Here is a 16,444-nt window from a genome sequence, read left to right as displayed (position 1 = left end):
AATTCGGTTGTTTCATCTTGCCAAGAAGGATTTCCAGAAGCATCAGTTTTTAAAACTTTATTACCATCTGTTGCACCAGCAGTTCCTATTTTATCAGAAGTAACTGCATCATCTAGAATTTTTACTGACGTTACAGCATCATTGGCAAGTTCGTTTGCTGTAATTCCTCCAGTACTAACGGCAACAGTGTATTCGTCTCCAACAACACCAGTTCCACTTCTAGTTAATGTTGTATTAGTTACATCAAGTATTTCATTTCCAATAACTCCATCAACTTCAGCAATTGCAATGGCAGATTGATCTATAAGTTCCCAGTCTGTTCCATTAAATCGTAATATCTGATTTGCAGCAGTACCGTCTGCTAATTTTAAAGGCGCAATTGTTCTATCTAGAATATCACTATTGGCAATTGTACCATCTTGGATATCTTCAGATAAAATGGTTTCATTATCTATTTTAGCTGTTGTTACAGCATCGTCAGCGATTTGTAGTGTGTTAACTCCACCATCTATTATTTGTAATCCAGTGGTATTGTCAGGATTCACTTCTAAAGTAACCCCATCAGTTTTAACCTCTAAATCCATTGCTACTAATGCAGCGTCAAGCGCCGTACCTGTAATTGAACCGTTGGTAGAAATTACATCTTCACCTAAATTTGCAGCAAGAGCACTAGCATCTTGCCATTCGGGATCACCTGTGGCGTTTGTTCCTAAAATTTTATTTTCATCTCCTGCTACAGTACCAATTTTAGCAGTAGTTACGGCATTATCTTCTAGTTTTGCAGTATTTACAGCATCATCGGCTATTTTTAAATTGGTTACAGCATTGTTAGCAATTTGTAGTGTGTTAACTCCACCATCTATTATTTGTAATCCAGTGGTATTGTCAGGATTTACTTCTAAAGTAATCCCATCAGTTTTAACCTCTAAATCCATTGCTACTAATGTAGCGTCAAGCGCCGTACCTGTAATTGAACCGTTGGTAGAAATTACATCTTCACCTAAATTTGCAGCAAGAGCACTAGCATCTTGCCATTCGGGATCACCTGTGGTGTTTGTTCCTAAAATTTTATTTTCATCTCCTGCTACAGTACCAATTTTAGCAGTAGTAACTGCATTATCTTCTAGTTTTGCTGTGCTAATTCCGCCATCTGTAACACGTAATTGAGTATCTTTTAGCGTAGCGCCATCACCATTAGTTACGGTTATAGAGTTATCGCCAGTTGTTGCTAGTTCATTTGAAAGTAGTTTTCCAGTTATGTTATCAACATTTAGGGGAGCCCATTCGACTACAGAACCTACATTGGTTTGCAAGATTGTATTTGGGAGACCAGGAGCAATATCAATAGTCTGAATAGATTTATCAGAAATTTTATCAGAATTTACAGAATTCGTCGCAAGTTTGGTTTGAGTAACAGAACCATTTACAATTTTTGTTGTGCCTATGGTACCGTCTTGAATGTTACTGGCATTTAATAAACCAACTTCAAAGTTATAATTGGTAGGCGTATCTTGGGTAATAGTAATGGTTTCAAAATTACCTGGATTAGCTAAAGCCGCACTTGTAAACGTTAAATTGTTGGCAAACGCTTCACAAATATTTATCCACTCCACACCATCGTAATAATGCAAACATTGCTCGTCTGTATTGTATACCATAGCACCCTCAAGTGGTACAATAGCATTCATCTGTACGGTACTCACTCTGGTAATTACAAAAGCTTTATTGGTGCTCTCTAATTCTAAAACTGAGGATAAGTTTATATTTTGAGGGTTGTCTCCAATTTTTACCTGTGCCTGTAGTGTTGTATAGCCAAGTACAAGAATGAATAGTAAAAATGCTTTTTTAAAATAATTTGTTTGCATAAGTAAAAGAACTTAAGAGGGGTTATTTTTAATAAAAATACAATTATATGCCTACTGCACCGCTTTTATAAGACGAAATGCAATTGCCATAGATTAATAGTTAAAATGCAGCTGTAATGCCTTATATAAAAACAAAAATAATGAATTCTTATTGTGGTTAAAACTGTAGGTTTATGCTTTCAAAAGGCGGTATATTTTCTTTAAAAATACGAGCTTTAAAGGGGCCTTTTAAGCTAATTTTTTCATCTTCGATACAAATATAACTACCTTCTCTAAGGCCAACTACAGGAGTGGTATTAAAACAATGAAATTCTTTTATTCTAGTTTCTCTTGATTCGCCGTTATGTTTGTTATTTGGGTCAGGGTCCAAATAATGGGCGTTTATATTAAAATTAACCAACCCTAAGGTTTTAAAACTTGGTGGGTAAACTATCGGCATATCATTGGTGGTTTGCATCGTTACCCCTGCAATGTTACTGCCTGCACTTGTGCCAAAGTAAGGCGTACCATTTTCTACTTGGGTTTTTAGTATGTCCATTACGCGTAACTCGTGTAATTGTTTTACCAGTAAAAAAGTATTTCCACCACCTGTAAAAATAGCTTCGGCATTTTTTATGGCATCTTCTGGTTTTTCAAAAGTGTGCAATCCCACTACTTCTTTGTTGATTTGGGCAAATGCTTTGGCTACTATGGCGGTGTAGTCATCATGCGAAATTCCGCCAGGTCTTGCATAGGGAATAAATGTTATGGTGTTTACATTTTTAAAGAACACGCGGAGTTCATCTAAAAGGTAAGCTAAATAGGTTTCTCCGTAAAGGGTAGAAGTGCTAGCAAGTAGTATTTTTTTCAAGGTAATTAATTTTGATACCTGCAAATTAACAAAAGTTTAATGGTGCTTTATTTTTTTTTGAAGCCAACTTGCATTTTCTTTATACTAACTTAAGGGAAATACTTTTTTACTGACCACATGTTGTCTTTTCTACCCTTAATTTAAAAATTGCTTATGAAAAAAATTATACTCTTACTTGTACTTATTAGTGCTGCATTTTCACAAACCTATGGTCAAACAGAGGAGCGAAACTTATTGCGTGGAAAAGTAATGTATCGTAACAGCAATGTTCAAAATGAAAACGTTATAAATGTTACTACCGAGAAAGGCGTTGTAACCAATGCTAATGGCGAATTTGAGATCAATGTAAAACTAGGAGACGAATTAGTGTTTACCGCGGTAAATTATCAAATTAAACGTGTGCGAATTACACAAGAAATACTAGATAATAACCGGCTGGTAGTGGAGGTAAATGAAAAAGTAACCGAGTTAGATGAAGTGGTGGTAACACCTGAAAACGAGGAGGCATTTATTAAGCTTAAAAACGAAGAGTTTAAAAAGTACGAATACGGTATTGATGAAACCTCTAGAGTAGAGAACATAGCACTTTCCCAGACCGAAAGAGGCATGCAAAATGGGATTAATTTTGTGAATATTTTTAAGGCTATCAAAAAAGGCTTAAAAGGAGAAGATGGGGAAGAAGTAGAACAAAAACAATTGAAGGTAAGTGATGTTTTACGACAAGTTTATGACGATCAATTTTTTGTTAAAGACTTAAGCATCCCTCAAGATAAAATTAACGATTTCTTGTTTTATTGCGATACGCGTTTGCCTGAACAGTCATTACTAAAAAAGACGAATGAATTTCAGTTGATAGATTTTTTGGTTAACGAGAGTAAGGAATTTCGTAAGCAATTAGATGATAAAAATTAGTGGCTATATTGGCATTTTTCTTCTTTTTGCAACGTCATTGCAAGCACAAACTTTTTTTTCAAAAGAGCTAAAAGGTAAAGTGTCTAGTGCCGATGGCGATGTGGCAGCTACGCATGTGCTAAATATTAGTACACAAAAAGCAGCTATTACCGATATTGAAGGATATTTTACGATTTCGGCACAATTAAATGATACCTTGGTTTTTTCTGCCATTCAATATCAACGTAAAGAAATTGTGGTGACTACGGCGATACTAGCAAGCAAGTCCATTTTTGTTAGTTTGGATCCAGCGGTAAATCAGCTTAATGAAGTTGTGGTAATGCCGTATAATTTATCGGGTGATTTATCGCGCGATATGAATAATACTGAGGTTGCTCCAGTAATCACGGCATCTACTTTAGGTTTGCCTAATGCTTTTGTTAAAAAAATGTCGCAAGCTGATCGTAAATTATATGCCTCAAAGGCAGGTGGGCCTTTAATTGCAACTATAAATGCTATTACTGGAGAAACGAAACGATTGCGATTAATCGCAGAGCGAGAGGCTAAATACCAACGTACGGAACTCATTAGACATTCTTATCATGATTCCTTGTATATAAAACAGTTGAAAATCCCCTTAGATAAAATAGATGATTTTTTGTATTCGTGTGAAATTGATACCACTTTTGCAAGCATTGATGCTAAGGATAAATTAAAAATCTGGGACTATTTACTTGAAAAAAGCGTTTTATATAGAAAGAATAATGAATTAGAAATGCCTTAACGTTTAATCCTAAATCCAAAATTTGAATATTCAAAGTTCACATATTGTTTGCTTAATTATGGTGATCTTGGGTCATACAGGTTACGCACAAACTTTTTTTTCAAAAGAGCTAAAAGGAAAAGTGTCTAGTGCCGATGGCGATGTGGCAGCTACACATGTGCTAAATATTTCTACACAAAAAGCAGCTATTACCGATATTGAAGGGTATTTTACGATTTCGGCACAATTAAATGATACCTTGGTTTTTTCTGCTATTCAATACCAACGTAAAGAAATTGTGGTAACTACGGCAATACTAGCAAGTAAGTCCATTTTTGTTAGTCTGGATCCAGCGGTAAATCAGCTTAATGAAGTAGTGGTAATGCCGTATAATTTATCGGGTGATTTATCGCGCGATATGCAAAGTCAACCTGTACTTGTTGCGGCAACTTTAGGATTGCCAAATTCATACGTGAAAAAGAAAACACAAAGTGAGCGTTTGTTAATAGAAGCTACTACCGGTGGTGCGGGAATTCCTTTAAACCCAATAATAAATGCCATTACGGGGCGTACCAAAATGTTGAAAGAAAATTATAAGCGAGACATTAAGTACGAACGTACCGAAAGAGTGCGTAATTTTTATTCCGACTCCATTTACACCTCGCAGCTAAAAATACCTACTTTAAAAATTGATGATTTTATGTATTTCTGCGAAGTAGATCCTGAATTTTCTAAAATAGTAGATACGCATGATAAAATAAAAATATTGACCTTCTTGCGTCAAAAAAGTGTAGTGTATCGCAAAAATAACGAGTTAGACTAATCCAGATATGTAAATGCATAAGTATATTAAAATATTGCTATTACTTATGCTCCTTACTCCAAGTTGCTTTCTACTAGCGCAAGAGGATACTGTTTTATTCAATGGGAATGTTAGCATTGGTTCTAATGATGTAGACGGGATTCATGTGCGGAATAAAACAGCAAATCGTGTAACTATTACTGATGGTTATGGTTATTTTTCAATTCCCGTACGCCTGCATGACACACTTGTTTTTACTGCTATTCACCTAAAAGAGAAACAAATTGTCATCAACGAAATTCTTTTAAATACCAATGCTGTTGTTGTACACTTAGAAGAAGTAGAAAACAAATTGGAAGAAGTGGTGGTGATGCCCTATAATTTAACAGGAAATATTACTCAAGATGTTGTTAATTTAGATGTTCTTGTACTAACAGAAACAACGCTTGAGTTGCCCAACGCTAAAGCTAAAATTTATACCCAAGCAGATCGCCATTTATATACCGCTAGGTCTTGGGAGTACACCGGAAATAAAATAGAGTTAGACCCAATTGTTAACTTTTTCTCTGGGCGAACAAAAATGTTAAAGAAGCGTGTGGAAAGAGATCTTAAAAACAAAAGGTTAGACTTGGTAACAGATATTGTTACAGACACTACTTTTGTAAACGGACTTAAAATTCCGAAAGAGCATATCGCGAATTTTATTTTTTATTGCGAGGCTGATGAATCTTTTGATGCTTTATTGATTTCAAAAGATAATTTTGAAATTTGGAAATTTCTATTAGAAAAAAGTGTCCATTATCGGAAAGATAATGATTTAGAGTAGTTGTACCTTTGGCATATGATTTGCGTTAGTGAAAAACAAACAAGAAACCTATGAAAGTATTTAAAAAGTTTTTTTTGATTCTATTATTGCCACTATTGGCATTTGCATCGGTGCATAAATTTTATGTAACCGTTACTAATATTGCCTATTCTGATAAAGATGATGCCATACAAATTACCTCAAGAATTTTTATTGATGATTTGGAAAAAACTTTAAAAGAGCGCTATGATATTGCTCCCAAGATGGCGACCGATAAAGAACTTAAAGATGTAGATAAGTATATAGAGAAATATCTAAAATCTAAATTCATTATCGAGATAAATAACGAGCAGAAAGAATATACCTATCTCGGTAAAAAATATGATAATGATGTTGTCGTGGTGTATTTAGAAATACCAAAAGTTGGTTTTTCAAAAATAAAAACAATATCAGCTACCAATGAAGTGCTTACAGACATGTTCGAAGATCAGCAAAATGTGGTACATTTTAAACTTGCAGGAAAAAAGAAAAGTTTTGTACTTACCCGCTCAAATAATAAAGGAATGTTAAACTTGGAATAATTAGTTAACCATTTCTTAAAAAGCATTATTTTTCAATCGACTAAATATAATTATTTCAAAAAATGAACAAGATCAAGTATTGTGCTACGGCACTAATGTTCATGTTCGCTTTTATGGTAAGCGCACAAGAACAAGAAGTTAAAGAAAAAGCAGCGCCTCACGGCATTGTAAACAAATTTGAACAAATGTATCAGGAGTTCGCAACTCCAAATACATATAGGTCTGCATCTGGTGCTCCAGGTCCTGATTATTATCAGCAACAAGCCGATTATAAAATGGACATAACACTAGATGATAAAAATGCAAAGATTTTTGGTGTAGAAACTGTTACGTATACCAATAATTCTCCAGACGATTTAGAATTTCTATGGGTTCAGTTAGATCAAAATGTACGTACAAAAAATACGAAATCAGATCTTAGAAACGAAACCAATGCGCCTTTCGCGAGCACTATGGATAATTTTACTACTACGTTTATGACTCCTGCTTTTGATGGTGGTTTTAATATTGAGTATGTAAGAGATGCATCAGGAAAAGCCTTGCCGTATACCATTAACCAAACAATGATGCGTGTAGATTTACCGCAGCCGTTAAAAAGTAAAAGTCAGGTTTCTTTTTCTGTAAAATGGAATTACAATATTCCTGATCATACCATTACTAGAGCTCGTTCAGGTTATGAATACTTCCCAGAAGATGGTAACCGTGCCTATGTAATTGCGCAGTTTTTTCCAAGAATGGCCGTTTATAATGATGTAGAAGGATGGCAGAACCACCAGTTCTGGGGGAATGGAGAGTTTGCATTGCCATTTGGTAACTACGAAGTAAATATTACAGTGCCTGCAGATCATATTTTAGATGGTACTGGGGTGCTTCAGAACATGAAAGAAGTGTTCTCAAAAGAAATGATGCAACGTTATGAATTGGCTAAAAAATCTTACGATAAGCCAGTAATTATTGTATCGCAAGCAGAAGCTGAGGCTGCTGAAAAAGGGTTTTCTGAAAAAACAAAAACATGGAAGTTAAAAGCAGAAAATGTTCGTGATTTCGGTTTTGCAACTTCAAGAAAATTTATCTGGGATATGCAAGCTGTTAAATTAGGTAACAGAGATGTTATGGCAGTTTCTATGTATCCAAAAGAAGGTAATCCACTTTGGGAAGAGTATTCTACAAAAGCAGTTGCACATACCTTAAAATCATACTCAGCACATACATTCGATTATCCTTATCCAAAAGCAATATCAGTACACGCTAAAAATCAAGGAATGGAGTATCCAATGATTTGTTGGAACTATGGTAGACCAGAAAAAGATGGTACCTATGATGATCGTGTAAAATACGGAATGATCAGTGTTATTATTCACGAAGTTGGTCACAACTTTTTCCCTATGATTGTAAATTCTGATGAACGTCAGTGGGGATGGATGGATGAAGGTTTAGATACTTTTATGCAATACATGGCTGAGCAAGAATTCGGTGAGGCTTTTCCAGATGCGATTGCTCCTAACGATAAATACCCATCTAGAAGAGGTGAGCCTTCTAAAATTGTACCTTACATGAGTGGTGATCAAAACTTTATTGCACCAATTATGTCGAATCCAGAAAATGTTTTTCAATTAGGTAACAATGCTTATGGTAAGCCTGCTACTGCATTGAATATTTTACGTGAAACGGTAATGGGTAGAGAATTATTTGATCATGCTTTTAAAACATATTCTCATAGATGGAAATTTAAACACCCAACGCCAGAGGACTTTTTCCGTACCATGGAAGATGCATCTGCCGTAGATTTAGATTATTTCTGGAGAGGTTGGTTCTACACGACCAATTATGTTGATATAGGGGTTAGTGGTGTTAAAAAATATGTTGTTACTGATAAACCAACAGCAAAAATGAAACAGTATGCTGAAGCCAGAAAACAAGATATAAAAGATTTCCCTGCATTAGTGTATTTAGCAGAAGAAGGTACTGAAGATTACGACGAATCATTAAAAGGAAAAGCACCATCAGAAATTTCTAAAACCTTAAAAGAATTTATGATGGACAATTTAACTCCTGCTGAAAGAGCTGCAGTTGTTGAGCCAAAGTATTTTTATGAAGTTACCTTCACCAAACCAGGAGGAATTCCAATGCCATTAATTGTAGAATATTCTTATGCTGATGGTTCTAAGGAAAACATTACCTATCCTGCAGAAATTTGGAGAAAAAACGATAAAGAAGTAACACGTATGCTTTCTTTACAAAAAGAACTTGTTGGTGTTGTTGTAGATCCAAAAGCAGAAACTGCTGATATAGATACAACCAATAATTCTTGGCCTAAAAAAGAAGAGCAATCTGATTTTGACCAGTTCAAAAGCACAATTAAAAATTAAATCTTAGTTACCGCTTTTAAATAAAGTAAGCCCCATATTTTAATTTTAAAATATGGGGCTTATACTTTTTGTTAAAAATCTTATTCTAGCGTATATGTTTTGTTCTTTTTTTTATTGCGCTGACAAACTTCTCATTATATTTGTATCATGTTTACATCTTATTTTTTGTTTATTAGTGGTGGAGAAATATTCTTCATCATGTTTATCGTAGTCATGGTATTTGGAGCAGATAAAATTCCAGATATAGCTCGTGGATTGGGTAAAGGTATGCGTCAGTTAAAAGATGCTACAGAAGATATTAAACAAGAAATACAGAAAAGTGCAGAAAAGCAGGGTATCAATACAGACTTCACTAAAGATATCAAGCAAGAAATAGATAAGGTTAAGGAGAATATTAACGAAGTTTCAGGCACGATCAAGAGAAAGTAATGTTAGATAAATTGTTAACCTGGGACAGGGAAACTTTTATTTATTTAAATAACCTTGGTATTGAACAATACGATCACTTTTGGAGTATTGCTACAAACATTACCACTTGGATTCCATTATATCTTTTATTTGTGTTTTTAGTGAGTTACCAGCACACTAAAAAAGAAATCTATTACAGGATAGGCACTGCTATTTTATTACTTCTTTTTGTTCTAATTCTTACTGGTGTTACAAAAGAACTTATTGGTAGATTAAGACCTAGTAACAATACCGAAATAAATACTTTAATTAGGATTATAAAATCCTCTGATGGATTTAGTTTTTTTTCAGGCCATGCTTCATTTGCATTTGCGCTTACTACCATTGTAGTATTATTTGTAAAAGATAAATTCAAATGGATTTGGGCTTTTTACGTTTGGCCCATCTTTTTAGCCTTAAGCAGAATTTATGTAGGCGTGCATTACCCTATCGATATACTTACCGGAGCCTTCGTGGGTTTTGTTTCGGCTAATATTTTTTATGGGTTGTATGTAAAATTTATAGCACCCGGCTTAATGTTAGACCATCACGAATAGGCAATAGAACGGTTTCTACTCTGGGGTCTTCTTTAAGTTTTTTGTTATAGTCCAATAAAATTTTAGTCACCTTATCTTTTGGGCTTAAAGGTTCTACAACTTTGCCAGACCACAAGACATTATCAGAGAGAATTACACTACCAGGGCGTGTTTTTTGTAATACCGTTTCAAAATAGAAATCATAACTTGCTTTTTCGGCATCAATAAAAACTAAATCGAACACTTCGTCTAAGGTTGGAATTATTTTTAAGGCATCACCGGTATGCTGAATTATTTGGTTTCCAAATCCACTCTTTTCAAAATATTTACGCTGCATACCTACCAGTTCTTCGTTGATATCAATGGTGTGGAGTGTGCCATTTTTCGGTAAACCTTCAGCCAAACAAATTGCAGAATAACCCGTATAAGTACCTATTTCTAATATGTTTTTAGGATGTATAATTTTAGATAGCAAGCTTAATACCCTGCCTTGAAAATGACCTGTAATCATTCTTGGCTGAATCACTTTTAAATGTGTTTCTCGTGTAAGTTCTTGTAAAACTTCAGGTTCGTTTTGCGAATTATCGGCTATGTAGTTTTCTAATAAAGTAGAAAGAAAATGCATGAATTTTATTTTGGTAAAAATAGATATTTAATAGTAACTTGAAAAAAACATTGATAAAAATGAATGATATTACCATTCGTAAGGCTACCCATCTAGATTTGCCTAAGTTACGTGACTTTGAACAAGGGTTAATAGAAGCAGAAAGGCCGTTTGATGCTACCATTCGTGAAAATCCCCTTATGTATTACGATTTAGAAGCGATACTGGAAAGTGAGTCAAGTTTAATAGTGGTAGCCCAATATCAAGAAGAAATTATTGGTTGTGGAATGGTGTTAACGGCCGACGCTAGACCTTATTTAAAACACAAGACTTATGCGAATATTAGATTCTTGTATACGGTTCCTGAGCATAGGGGTAAAGGGGTTAATGCTTTAGTGATCGATTTTTTAAAACAATGGGCACACACCCAAAATCTTTTTGAAATAAGACTCACCGTTTATCAAGATAATTTGCCTGCCATAAAGGCTTACGAAAAAGTTGGTTTTCATAAACATATAATAGAAATGAGACTTCCATAAATCAGGATACTATTCTTTAATCTATAAAATATAAAAGGAAGTCGTAATTTTGAAAAAAAGCTATTTTATGCAATTTGAAAACACCTTACAATTCGCTCAGAAATTAGATGCAGCAGATAAACTTAAAAAGTATAGAGATGAGTTTCATTTTCCAAAAGTTAATGGAAAACAAGTAATCTATTTTACGGGTAACTCATTAGGTTTACAGCCAAAGCGGACCCAAAAATTTGTGGACGATGTAATGGCCGATTGGGCGAATCTTGCAGTAGAGGGTCATTTTTATGCAGAGAAGCCTTGGTGGGATTATCACGAGCGTTTAGCAGCGCCCTTAGCAAAGGTGGTAGGAGCTAAAACAGAAGAAGTTTCTGTTATGAACACCCTATCGGTAAATCTTCATTTGTTACTAGTTTCTTTTTATCGGCCTACCAAAACTAGATTCAAAATATTATGCGAAGAAAAGGCCTTCCCTTCGGATCAATATATGCTGAAAAGTCAAGTCCGTTTTCATGGTCTTGATCCAGAAGAAACCATTGTTGAGGTTAAAAAAAGAGCAGGAGAACACCATTGGAGAACTGAAGATATTCTTGCGAAAATTAAAGAAATAGGTAGTGAATTAGCACTTGTTTTAATTGGAGGAGTTAATTACTACAACGGTCAAGTTTTCGATATGAAAACCATTACAGCTGCGGGACAAAAAGCAGGAGCTTTTGTGGGTTGGGATTTGGCACATGGCGTAGGAAATATTGCATTGAATCTGAATGAATGGAATGTAGATTTTGCTGCTTGGTGTAGTTATAAATACATGAATAGTGGGCCTGGCCATGCTTCTGGAATTTATGTGAATGAAAAATATTTGAACGATCCAGATATACCGCGTTTTGAAGGTTGGTGGGGAACCAAAAAGGAGACAAGATTTTTAATGAAGCCAGAGTTTGAGCCCATGGAAACTGCTGATGCATGGCAAATTAGTAATGCACCAATATTATCTGTTGCACCTTATTTAGCATCATTAGAATTATTTGAGAAAGTTGGCATGGATGCACTAATAGAAAAACGCGATAAAATTGTGGCATATCTTGAGTTTATTCTACATGAAATAGACGCTGAGGTAGATAGTACGTTTGAAATTATAACACCTAAAGATAGAGGTTGCCAGCTATCGGTATTTTTACATGGGCAAGGAAGATCATTGTTCGATTTTTTAATGAAAAATGGTGTCATTACCGACTGGAGAGAGCCTAATGTTATCAGATTAGCACCTGCGCCTTTTTATTGCTCGTATGAAGATATGTATCAATTTGGTCAGTTGTTGAAAAAGGGAATTTTGGAAAATTTGAATTAAATACTAAGACAACATAGTTCATCAACCATCAACCATTTTAAATGAAATCTTTACGATTAATTCTTTCTAATCCTCGTTATTTTGGGCCTGCTTGGATTTTTGCTAGTTTAAATATTTTGTTTGGTACATGGGCTATATACATTCCCATAATTCGTGAGAGTTTAGCTATTGATAAAGCAAGTTTAGGCTTTGCTATTTTTTTTCTCTCACTAGGTAACTTTACAATTTTTCCTATAGCATCTAGTTTAATTAATAAACTTGGTGTTGGCAGGGCTTCGTGGATAGGTTCTATACTTATTTGTTGCGCTGCTATTGGTCCATTTTTAGCACCCAATTATTACTGGTTAATTGCAGCCCTATTTATTTACGGTGCCGCAAATGGCTTTACAGATATTGCAATGAATACTTTGGTTACTGAAATTGAAAAGGAGGATAAACAAAATTTTATGTCAGCTGCCCATGGTTTTTTTAGTTTAGGAGGTGTATTTGCTGGTTTAGGAAGTTTTTTAATCTTGCCATTAAACAACAAAATATTACATATTCTGCTAGGGGTGTTTATAGTTTTTTTAGTGAACCTTAGTTTACATAAAAAATATACAAAGATTCTGGCAGCACCTATTGAGAAAGAGCCCTTTAAAATGAAAAATTTTAAACCCTTATTTTTATTAGGGGTAATTTCATTTGTCATTATGGGTAGTGAAGGAGCAATTATAGATTGGAGCGGTATATTTTTACAAGAAGTTAATGTAGCACCCGAACAATACATAGGCATGGGGTTTTTGGCTTTTTCCATTACCATGACCTTAGGTAGGTTTTTAGGAGATGGTATAAGCGCTAGAATTGGCTCCGTAAAAATAGTATCTCTGGGCACTTTTATGGCAATTATAGGCTATGGTCTAGTGTTGTCCGGTACTCTTTTTATTACCATTTTAGGATTTGCGTTAATCGGATTGGGCTTTTCAGCTATTATTCCTGAGTTGTTTAGAATAGGAGGAAACGTAAAAGGGGTAGAATCATCGCAGGGTATAGCATTTATTGCTGGTACTGGTATTTCAGGGTTTTTGCTAGGCCCTGTAGTTTTAGGGTTTTTAGCAGAACATTTTTCGTTGCAGATGAGTTTTGGTTTATTGCTTGTTTGTGCAATTATAGTTTTAGGCGCCTCTTTTGTATTGAAACGAAAAAGAAGCGCCTAATATATATTACTTTACTTCTATAGCAGTAAAATGAAGGTTGAAATTTTCTCCTTCTTTCTTATGGGATTTGGCAAATTTCATTCCGTTTATGGTGGTATAATCTTCCCAAGTGGTGGTCATGGAAGGTTCAGTGCTATTTGCTTTTCTAAACACCCATTCTTGAATAATATGGTCATCGCCAAAATATATATCATAGGCATCTCCGGGTGTGTAACCACCTTCTGCGCCATAAACAATGGTGAGTTTTTGCATTGCCTTTTTGCTGATTGGTGCTTGCGATTGTGCGGAATGCTCGTACTTAAAATTATTTTGATCCCAAATCAACTGAAAAGGTAATAGCAACCAAAATTTGTCATTTATAAATGCTGCATCTGTTTTACTAGTAATACTGTCTAACGCTTTTCTATTATAGCTAATTTCTGTTTCTAAACTTTTGGCGGTTACATCATTTGTTTTGGGTTTCCAATTCCAAACTCGTTCAAAATGGTTCGTATCTCTATCAACGTTAAATGTAAATTTTAATTCATTTACATTAGCCCAATTGTCAAAACCATGGGCATTGGCTACTTTTTCAAGCACCGTTAATTCAGGTTCAGGAGCTTGTATTTCTTGTTTCTTTTCTTCTTTACAACCTGTTAATACTAGTAAAAGAAGCACCATTATGTGCGTTATATTTTTCATTTTTTCTCGTTTTTATCAAAGATAGTAGCTTTTAATTGTAATTATTTAAAATGGATAAGTTTTTGAAGGTTATAAATCCCGATAATTTGATTAATTTTGATGTTCATTAAGATTTTAAAAAATGAGTTCAAAAAGAGGAAAAATACAAGAAGCTATAGACGAAAAAATGTTAGAAGAACGTAAAGTTTTTCTTTGGGGTATGGTAGATGATGACACTGCTAAGCACGTAATAGATCGTTTGTTGTACTTAGACATGCAAAATAATAAAGAAATACAATTGTATATCAATAGTCCAGGAGGATACGTTACATCTGGTTTTGCTATGTACGATACTATAAAATCTTTAAAAAGTCCTGTTTCAACAATTTGTACAGGGTTGGCAGCATCAATGGGTTCCATTTTATTGTCTGTTGGAAAAAAAGGAAGACGTTTTATTCAGCCACATGCTCAAGTAATGATTCACCAACCAAGTGGAGGTGCAAGAGGGCAGGCATCGAATATAGAAATCCAAGCAAAAGAAATTATTAAAACTAAAGAGCTTAGTGCTCGTATTTTAGCAGAAAATTGTGGACAAGATTTTGATAGAGTCATGAAGGATTTTGATCGTGATTATTGGATGGGTGCTGCAGAGTCTGTAGAATACGGTATTGTAGATGGTATCTTAGAATAGGTAATGTGCTGAATTTATGTATATAATGAATCCTTCGCAATTTAAAAGTGAAGGATTTTTTAATTTTAGAAAAATACTGTTAGCTTATTTTTCTTTGAATTGATCAAAAATGAAAAAACAACAATCAAAAAATATTGCCATTATAGGATCAGGTTTGGTGGGTTCTCTTTTAGCAATTTACCTTAAAAAATATGGTCATAAAATTACCGTTTTTGACCGTAGACCCGATATTAGAAAAGTTGATTTTTCTGGTCGTTCTATAAACTTAGCCATGAGTAATCGTGGTTGGAACGCTTTGAAAGAAGTGGGATTGGAAGATAAAATTAAAGAAATAGCTATTCCTTTAGATAAAAGAGCCATGCATGTTATTGGTCAGCCGGAGTATTATCAAAAATACGGGAAAGAAGGGGAGGCAATATGGTCTATATCACGCGGTGTTTTGAATCGAAAAATGATTGATTTAGCGGAAGCTGAAGGCGTTCAATTTAAGTTTGATGAAAAGGTTTGGGATGTAGATTTGCCTGAAGCAAAATTATATACAGGCGAGACAGAAAAAGGAGAATGGCAGGAATACAAATACGATTTAATCTTTGGTTGCGATGGCGCATTTTCACGTGTACGCCATAAAATGCAGCGAAGAAGTCGTTTTGACTATTCTCAGGACTTTATTGATGTAGGTTATAAAGAACTTACAATAGCACCAAATGCTGATGGTACACATAAGTTAGACAAACATTCTTTCCATATTTGGCCAAGAGGTAAGTTTATGCTTATTGCAATGCCTAATTTAGATGGAAGTTTTACCTGTACTTTATTTATGCCTTTTGAAGGCGAGGTGTCATTTGAAAATATAAAAACTAAAGATGATGCCCGTGTATTCTTTAAAACCTATTTCCCAAATGTCATGCAAGACTTAGATAACCTAATGGAAGATTTCTTTAAAAATCCAACAAGTGCTATGGTTACTATGAAATGCTTTCCATGGACGTATTGGGATAAAGTTGCTTTAGTTGGCGATTCTGCACATGCTATAGTACCATTTTATGGTCAAGGAATGAATGCAGGTTTTGAAGATATTTATGTGTTAAACACCATTATACATAAATATGGTGATGATTGGGAAGCTATTTTTAATGAGTTTCAACAAGTACGGAAACCAAATGCAGATGCCATAGCTGAGTTGAGCTATCGCAATTTTATGGAGATGAGTAGTAAAACTGCTGATCCTAAATTTTTATTGCAAAAGAAAATAGAGAAACATTTTGCAACACAACACCCAGAAAAATGGTTGCCGGTGTATTCAAGAGTAACATTTTCTGATAGACCTTATGCCGAAGCCCTCGCTGAAGGTGATGCACAAGAAGCTATTATGAAAAAGGTTATGAGTATTGAAGATATTGAGCAAAAATGGGATAGCAAAGAGGTAGAGGAATTTATACTCAAACAATTGTAACCTGCTATTTGAGTTATACAAAAAAAGCCATCTTGTAAAGATGGCTTTTTTAA

The 16,444-nt window shown here is 34.6% G+C and carries 16 protein-coding genes and 1 pseudogene; 13 read left to right on the top strand and 4 right to left on the bottom strand.

All coding sequences use genetic code 11. The features are described from left to right. Both B8963_RS15900 and pepE read right to left on the bottom strand, forming a co-directional pair. Positions 1 to 1,865 (bottom strand): annotated as a pseudogene (locus B8963_RS15900) (hypothetical protein); the annotation flags it as partial. Between the two features lie 157 nt (positions 1,866 to 2,022). Further along, positions 2,023 to 2,715 carry a dipeptidase PepE gene (pepE, locus tag B8963_RS00520; RefSeq protein ID WP_084059356.1) on the bottom strand — a complete coding sequence of 231 codons (693 nt, stop codon included), beginning with the start codon at positions 2,713 to 2,715 and terminating at the stop codon, positions 2,023 to 2,025. A gap of 153 nt (positions 2,716 to 2,868) precedes the next feature. Here pepE and B8963_RS00515 point away from each other — a divergent pair, with 153 nt between their 5' ends. The 8 genes from B8963_RS00515 (at position 2,869) to B8963_RS00480 (ending at position 9,930) form a co-directional block, all read left to right on the top strand. After that, positions 2,869 to 3,627, top strand: coding sequence for a carboxypeptidase-like regulatory domain-containing protein (locus B8963_RS00515; protein WP_084059355.1), 759 nt, complete (start codon positions 2,869 to 2,871; stop codon positions 3,625 to 3,627). Next, positions 3,614 to 4,390, top strand: a complete 777-nt coding sequence (locus B8963_RS00510) for a carboxypeptidase-like regulatory domain-containing protein (RefSeq protein WP_084059354.1) — start codon at positions 3,614 to 3,616, stop codon at positions 4,388 to 4,390. Before B8963_RS00515 ends, B8963_RS00510 begins: the two co-directional genes overlap by 14 nt. 22 nt (positions 4,391 to 4,412) lie before the next feature. Continuing rightward, on the top strand, positions 4,413 to 5,192 hold the full coding sequence (locus B8963_RS00505; protein WP_234989591.1) for a carboxypeptidase-like regulatory domain-containing protein: 780 nt from the start codon (positions 4,413 to 4,415) through the stop codon (positions 5,190 to 5,192). Between the two features lie 13 nt (positions 5,193 to 5,205). Further along, the gene (locus B8963_RS00500; RefSeq protein ID WP_143312422.1) at positions 5,206 to 5,997 is read left to right on the top strand and encodes a hypothetical protein; all 792 of its coding nucleotides are present in this window, start codon (positions 5,206 to 5,208) and stop codon (positions 5,995 to 5,997) included. A gap of 50 nt (positions 5,998 to 6,047) precedes the next feature. Next, on the top strand, positions 6,048 to 6,557 hold the full coding sequence (locus B8963_RS00495) for a DUF6702 family protein (RefSeq protein ID WP_084059351.1): 510 nt from the start codon (positions 6,048 to 6,050) through the stop codon (positions 6,555 to 6,557). A 62-nt stretch (positions 6,558 to 6,619) separates the two neighbouring features. After that, on the top strand, positions 6,620 to 8,926 hold the full coding sequence (locus B8963_RS00490) for a M1 family metallopeptidase (protein WP_084059350.1): 2,307 nt from the start codon (positions 6,620 to 6,622) through the stop codon (positions 8,924 to 8,926). A 147-nt stretch (positions 8,927 to 9,073) separates the two neighbouring features. Then, positions 9,074 to 9,355, top strand: coding sequence for a Sec-independent protein translocase subunit TatA/TatB (locus tag B8963_RS00485; RefSeq protein WP_084059349.1), 282 nt, complete (start codon positions 9,074 to 9,076; stop codon positions 9,353 to 9,355). Next, positions 9,355 to 9,930, top strand: a complete 576-nt coding sequence (locus tag B8963_RS00480; RefSeq protein ID WP_084059348.1) for a phosphatase PAP2 family protein — start codon at positions 9,355 to 9,357, stop codon at positions 9,928 to 9,930. The genes B8963_RS00485 and B8963_RS00480 overlap by 1 nt, the downstream gene beginning before the upstream one ends. On the opposite strand, the gene B8963_RS00475 is transcribed toward B8963_RS00480, so the two are convergent. Then, entirely contained in the window at positions 9,893 to 10,534 is a 642-nt protein-coding gene (locus B8963_RS00475) for an O-methyltransferase (RefSeq protein WP_084059347.1), read from the bottom strand. The two genes, B8963_RS00480 and B8963_RS00475, sit on opposite strands and share 38 nt — an antisense overlap. Before the next feature lie 59 nt (positions 10,535 to 10,593). Between B8963_RS00475 and B8963_RS00470 the strand changes: the two genes are divergently transcribed. The 3 genes from B8963_RS00470 to B8963_RS00460 all read left to right on the top strand — a co-directional run bounded on the left by B8963_RS00470 (position 10,594) and on the right by B8963_RS00460 (position 13,587). Continuing rightward, positions 10,594 to 11,052, top strand: a complete 459-nt coding sequence (locus tag B8963_RS00470) for a GNAT family N-acetyltransferase (RefSeq protein ID WP_084059346.1) — start codon at positions 10,594 to 10,596, stop codon at positions 11,050 to 11,052. Positions 11,053 to 11,119: 67 nt separating this feature from the next. Beyond that, positions 11,120 to 12,394, top strand: coding sequence for a kynureninase (kynU, locus tag B8963_RS00465; protein ID WP_084059345.1), 1,275 nt, complete (start codon positions 11,120 to 11,122; stop codon positions 12,392 to 12,394). Positions 12,395 to 12,435: 41 nt separating this feature from the next. Continuing rightward, entirely contained in the window at positions 12,436 to 13,587 is a 1,152-nt protein-coding gene (locus tag B8963_RS00460) for an MFS transporter (protein WP_084059344.1), read from the top strand. 6 nt (positions 13,588 to 13,593) lie between these two features. Here B8963_RS00460 and B8963_RS00455 read toward each other — a convergent pair whose 3' ends face one another. Further along, entirely contained in the window at positions 13,594 to 14,268 is a 675-nt protein-coding gene (locus B8963_RS00455) for a hypothetical protein (RefSeq protein WP_084059343.1), read from the bottom strand. 121 nt (positions 14,269 to 14,389) lie between these two features. Between B8963_RS00455 and B8963_RS00450 the strand changes: the two genes are divergently transcribed. After that, positions 14,390 to 14,938: a ClpP family protease gene (locus B8963_RS00450; RefSeq protein ID WP_084059342.1), complete on the top strand. Its 549-nt coding sequence runs from the start codon at positions 14,390 to 14,392 to the stop codon at positions 14,936 to 14,938. Positions 14,939 to 15,047: 109 nt separating this feature from the next. Further along, the gene (locus B8963_RS00445; RefSeq protein ID WP_084059341.1) at positions 15,048 to 16,391 is read left to right on the top strand and encodes an FAD-dependent oxidoreductase; all 1,344 of its coding nucleotides are present in this window, start codon (positions 15,048 to 15,050) and stop codon (positions 16,389 to 16,391) included. The last annotated feature ends 53 nt before the right edge of the window (positions 16,392 to 16,444 follow it).

The organism is Cellulophaga tyrosinoxydans (assembly GCF_900176415.1).
GTDB lineage: Bacteria > Bacteroidota > Bacteroidia > Flavobacteriales > Flavobacteriaceae > Cellulophaga > Cellulophaga tyrosinoxydans.
This window is presented reverse-complemented; position numbering and strand designations above follow the sequence as displayed.

Bases quoted from the DNA above. Each gene is read 5' to 3' on its own strand.
- B8963_RS00515 (WP_084059355.1), top strand. From the start codon at position 2,869: ATGAAAAAAATTATACTCTTACTTGTACTTATTAGTGCTGCATTTTCA.
- B8963_RS00510 (WP_084059354.1), top strand. From the start codon at position 3,614: ATGATAAAAATTAGTGGCTATATTGGCATTTTTCTTCTTTTTGCAACG.
- B8963_RS00500 (WP_143312422.1), top strand. From the start codon at position 5,206: ATGCATAAGTATATTAAAATATTGCTATTACTTATGCTCCTTACTCCA.
- B8963_RS00495 (WP_084059351.1), top strand. From the start codon at position 6,048: ATGAAAGTATTTAAAAAGTTTTTTTTGATTCTATTATTGCCACTATTG.
- B8963_RS00490 (WP_084059350.1), top strand. From the start codon at position 6,620: ATGAACAAGATCAAGTATTGTGCTACGGCACTAATGTTCATGTTCGCT.
- B8963_RS00485 (WP_084059349.1), top strand. From the start codon at position 9,074: ATGTTTACATCTTATTTTTTGTTTATTAGTGGTGGAGAAATATTCTTC.
- B8963_RS00480 (WP_084059348.1), top strand. From the start codon at position 9,355: ATGTTAGATAAATTGTTAACCTGGGACAGGGAAACTTTTATTTATTTA.
- B8963_RS00475 (WP_084059347.1), bottom strand. From the start codon at position 10,534: ATGCATTTTCTTTCTACTTTATTAGAAAACTACATAGCCGATAATTCG.
- B8963_RS00470 (WP_084059346.1), top strand. From the start codon at position 10,594: ATGAATGATATTACCATTCGTAAGGCTACCCATCTAGATTTGCCTAAG.
- kynU (WP_084059345.1), top strand. From the start codon at position 11,120: ATGCAATTTGAAAACACCTTACAATTCGCTCAGAAATTAGATGCAGCA.
- B8963_RS00460 (WP_084059344.1), top strand. From the start codon at position 12,436: ATGAAATCTTTACGATTAATTCTTTCTAATCCTCGTTATTTTGGGCCT.
- B8963_RS00455 (WP_084059343.1), bottom strand. From the start codon at position 14,268: ATGAAAAATATAACGCACATAATGGTGCTTCTTTTACTAGTATTAACA.
- B8963_RS00450 (WP_084059342.1), top strand. From the start codon at position 14,390: ATGAGTTCAAAAAGAGGAAAAATACAAGAAGCTATAGACGAAAAAATG.
- B8963_RS00445 (WP_084059341.1), top strand. From the start codon at position 15,048: ATGAAAAAACAACAATCAAAAAATATTGCCATTATAGGATCAGGTTTG.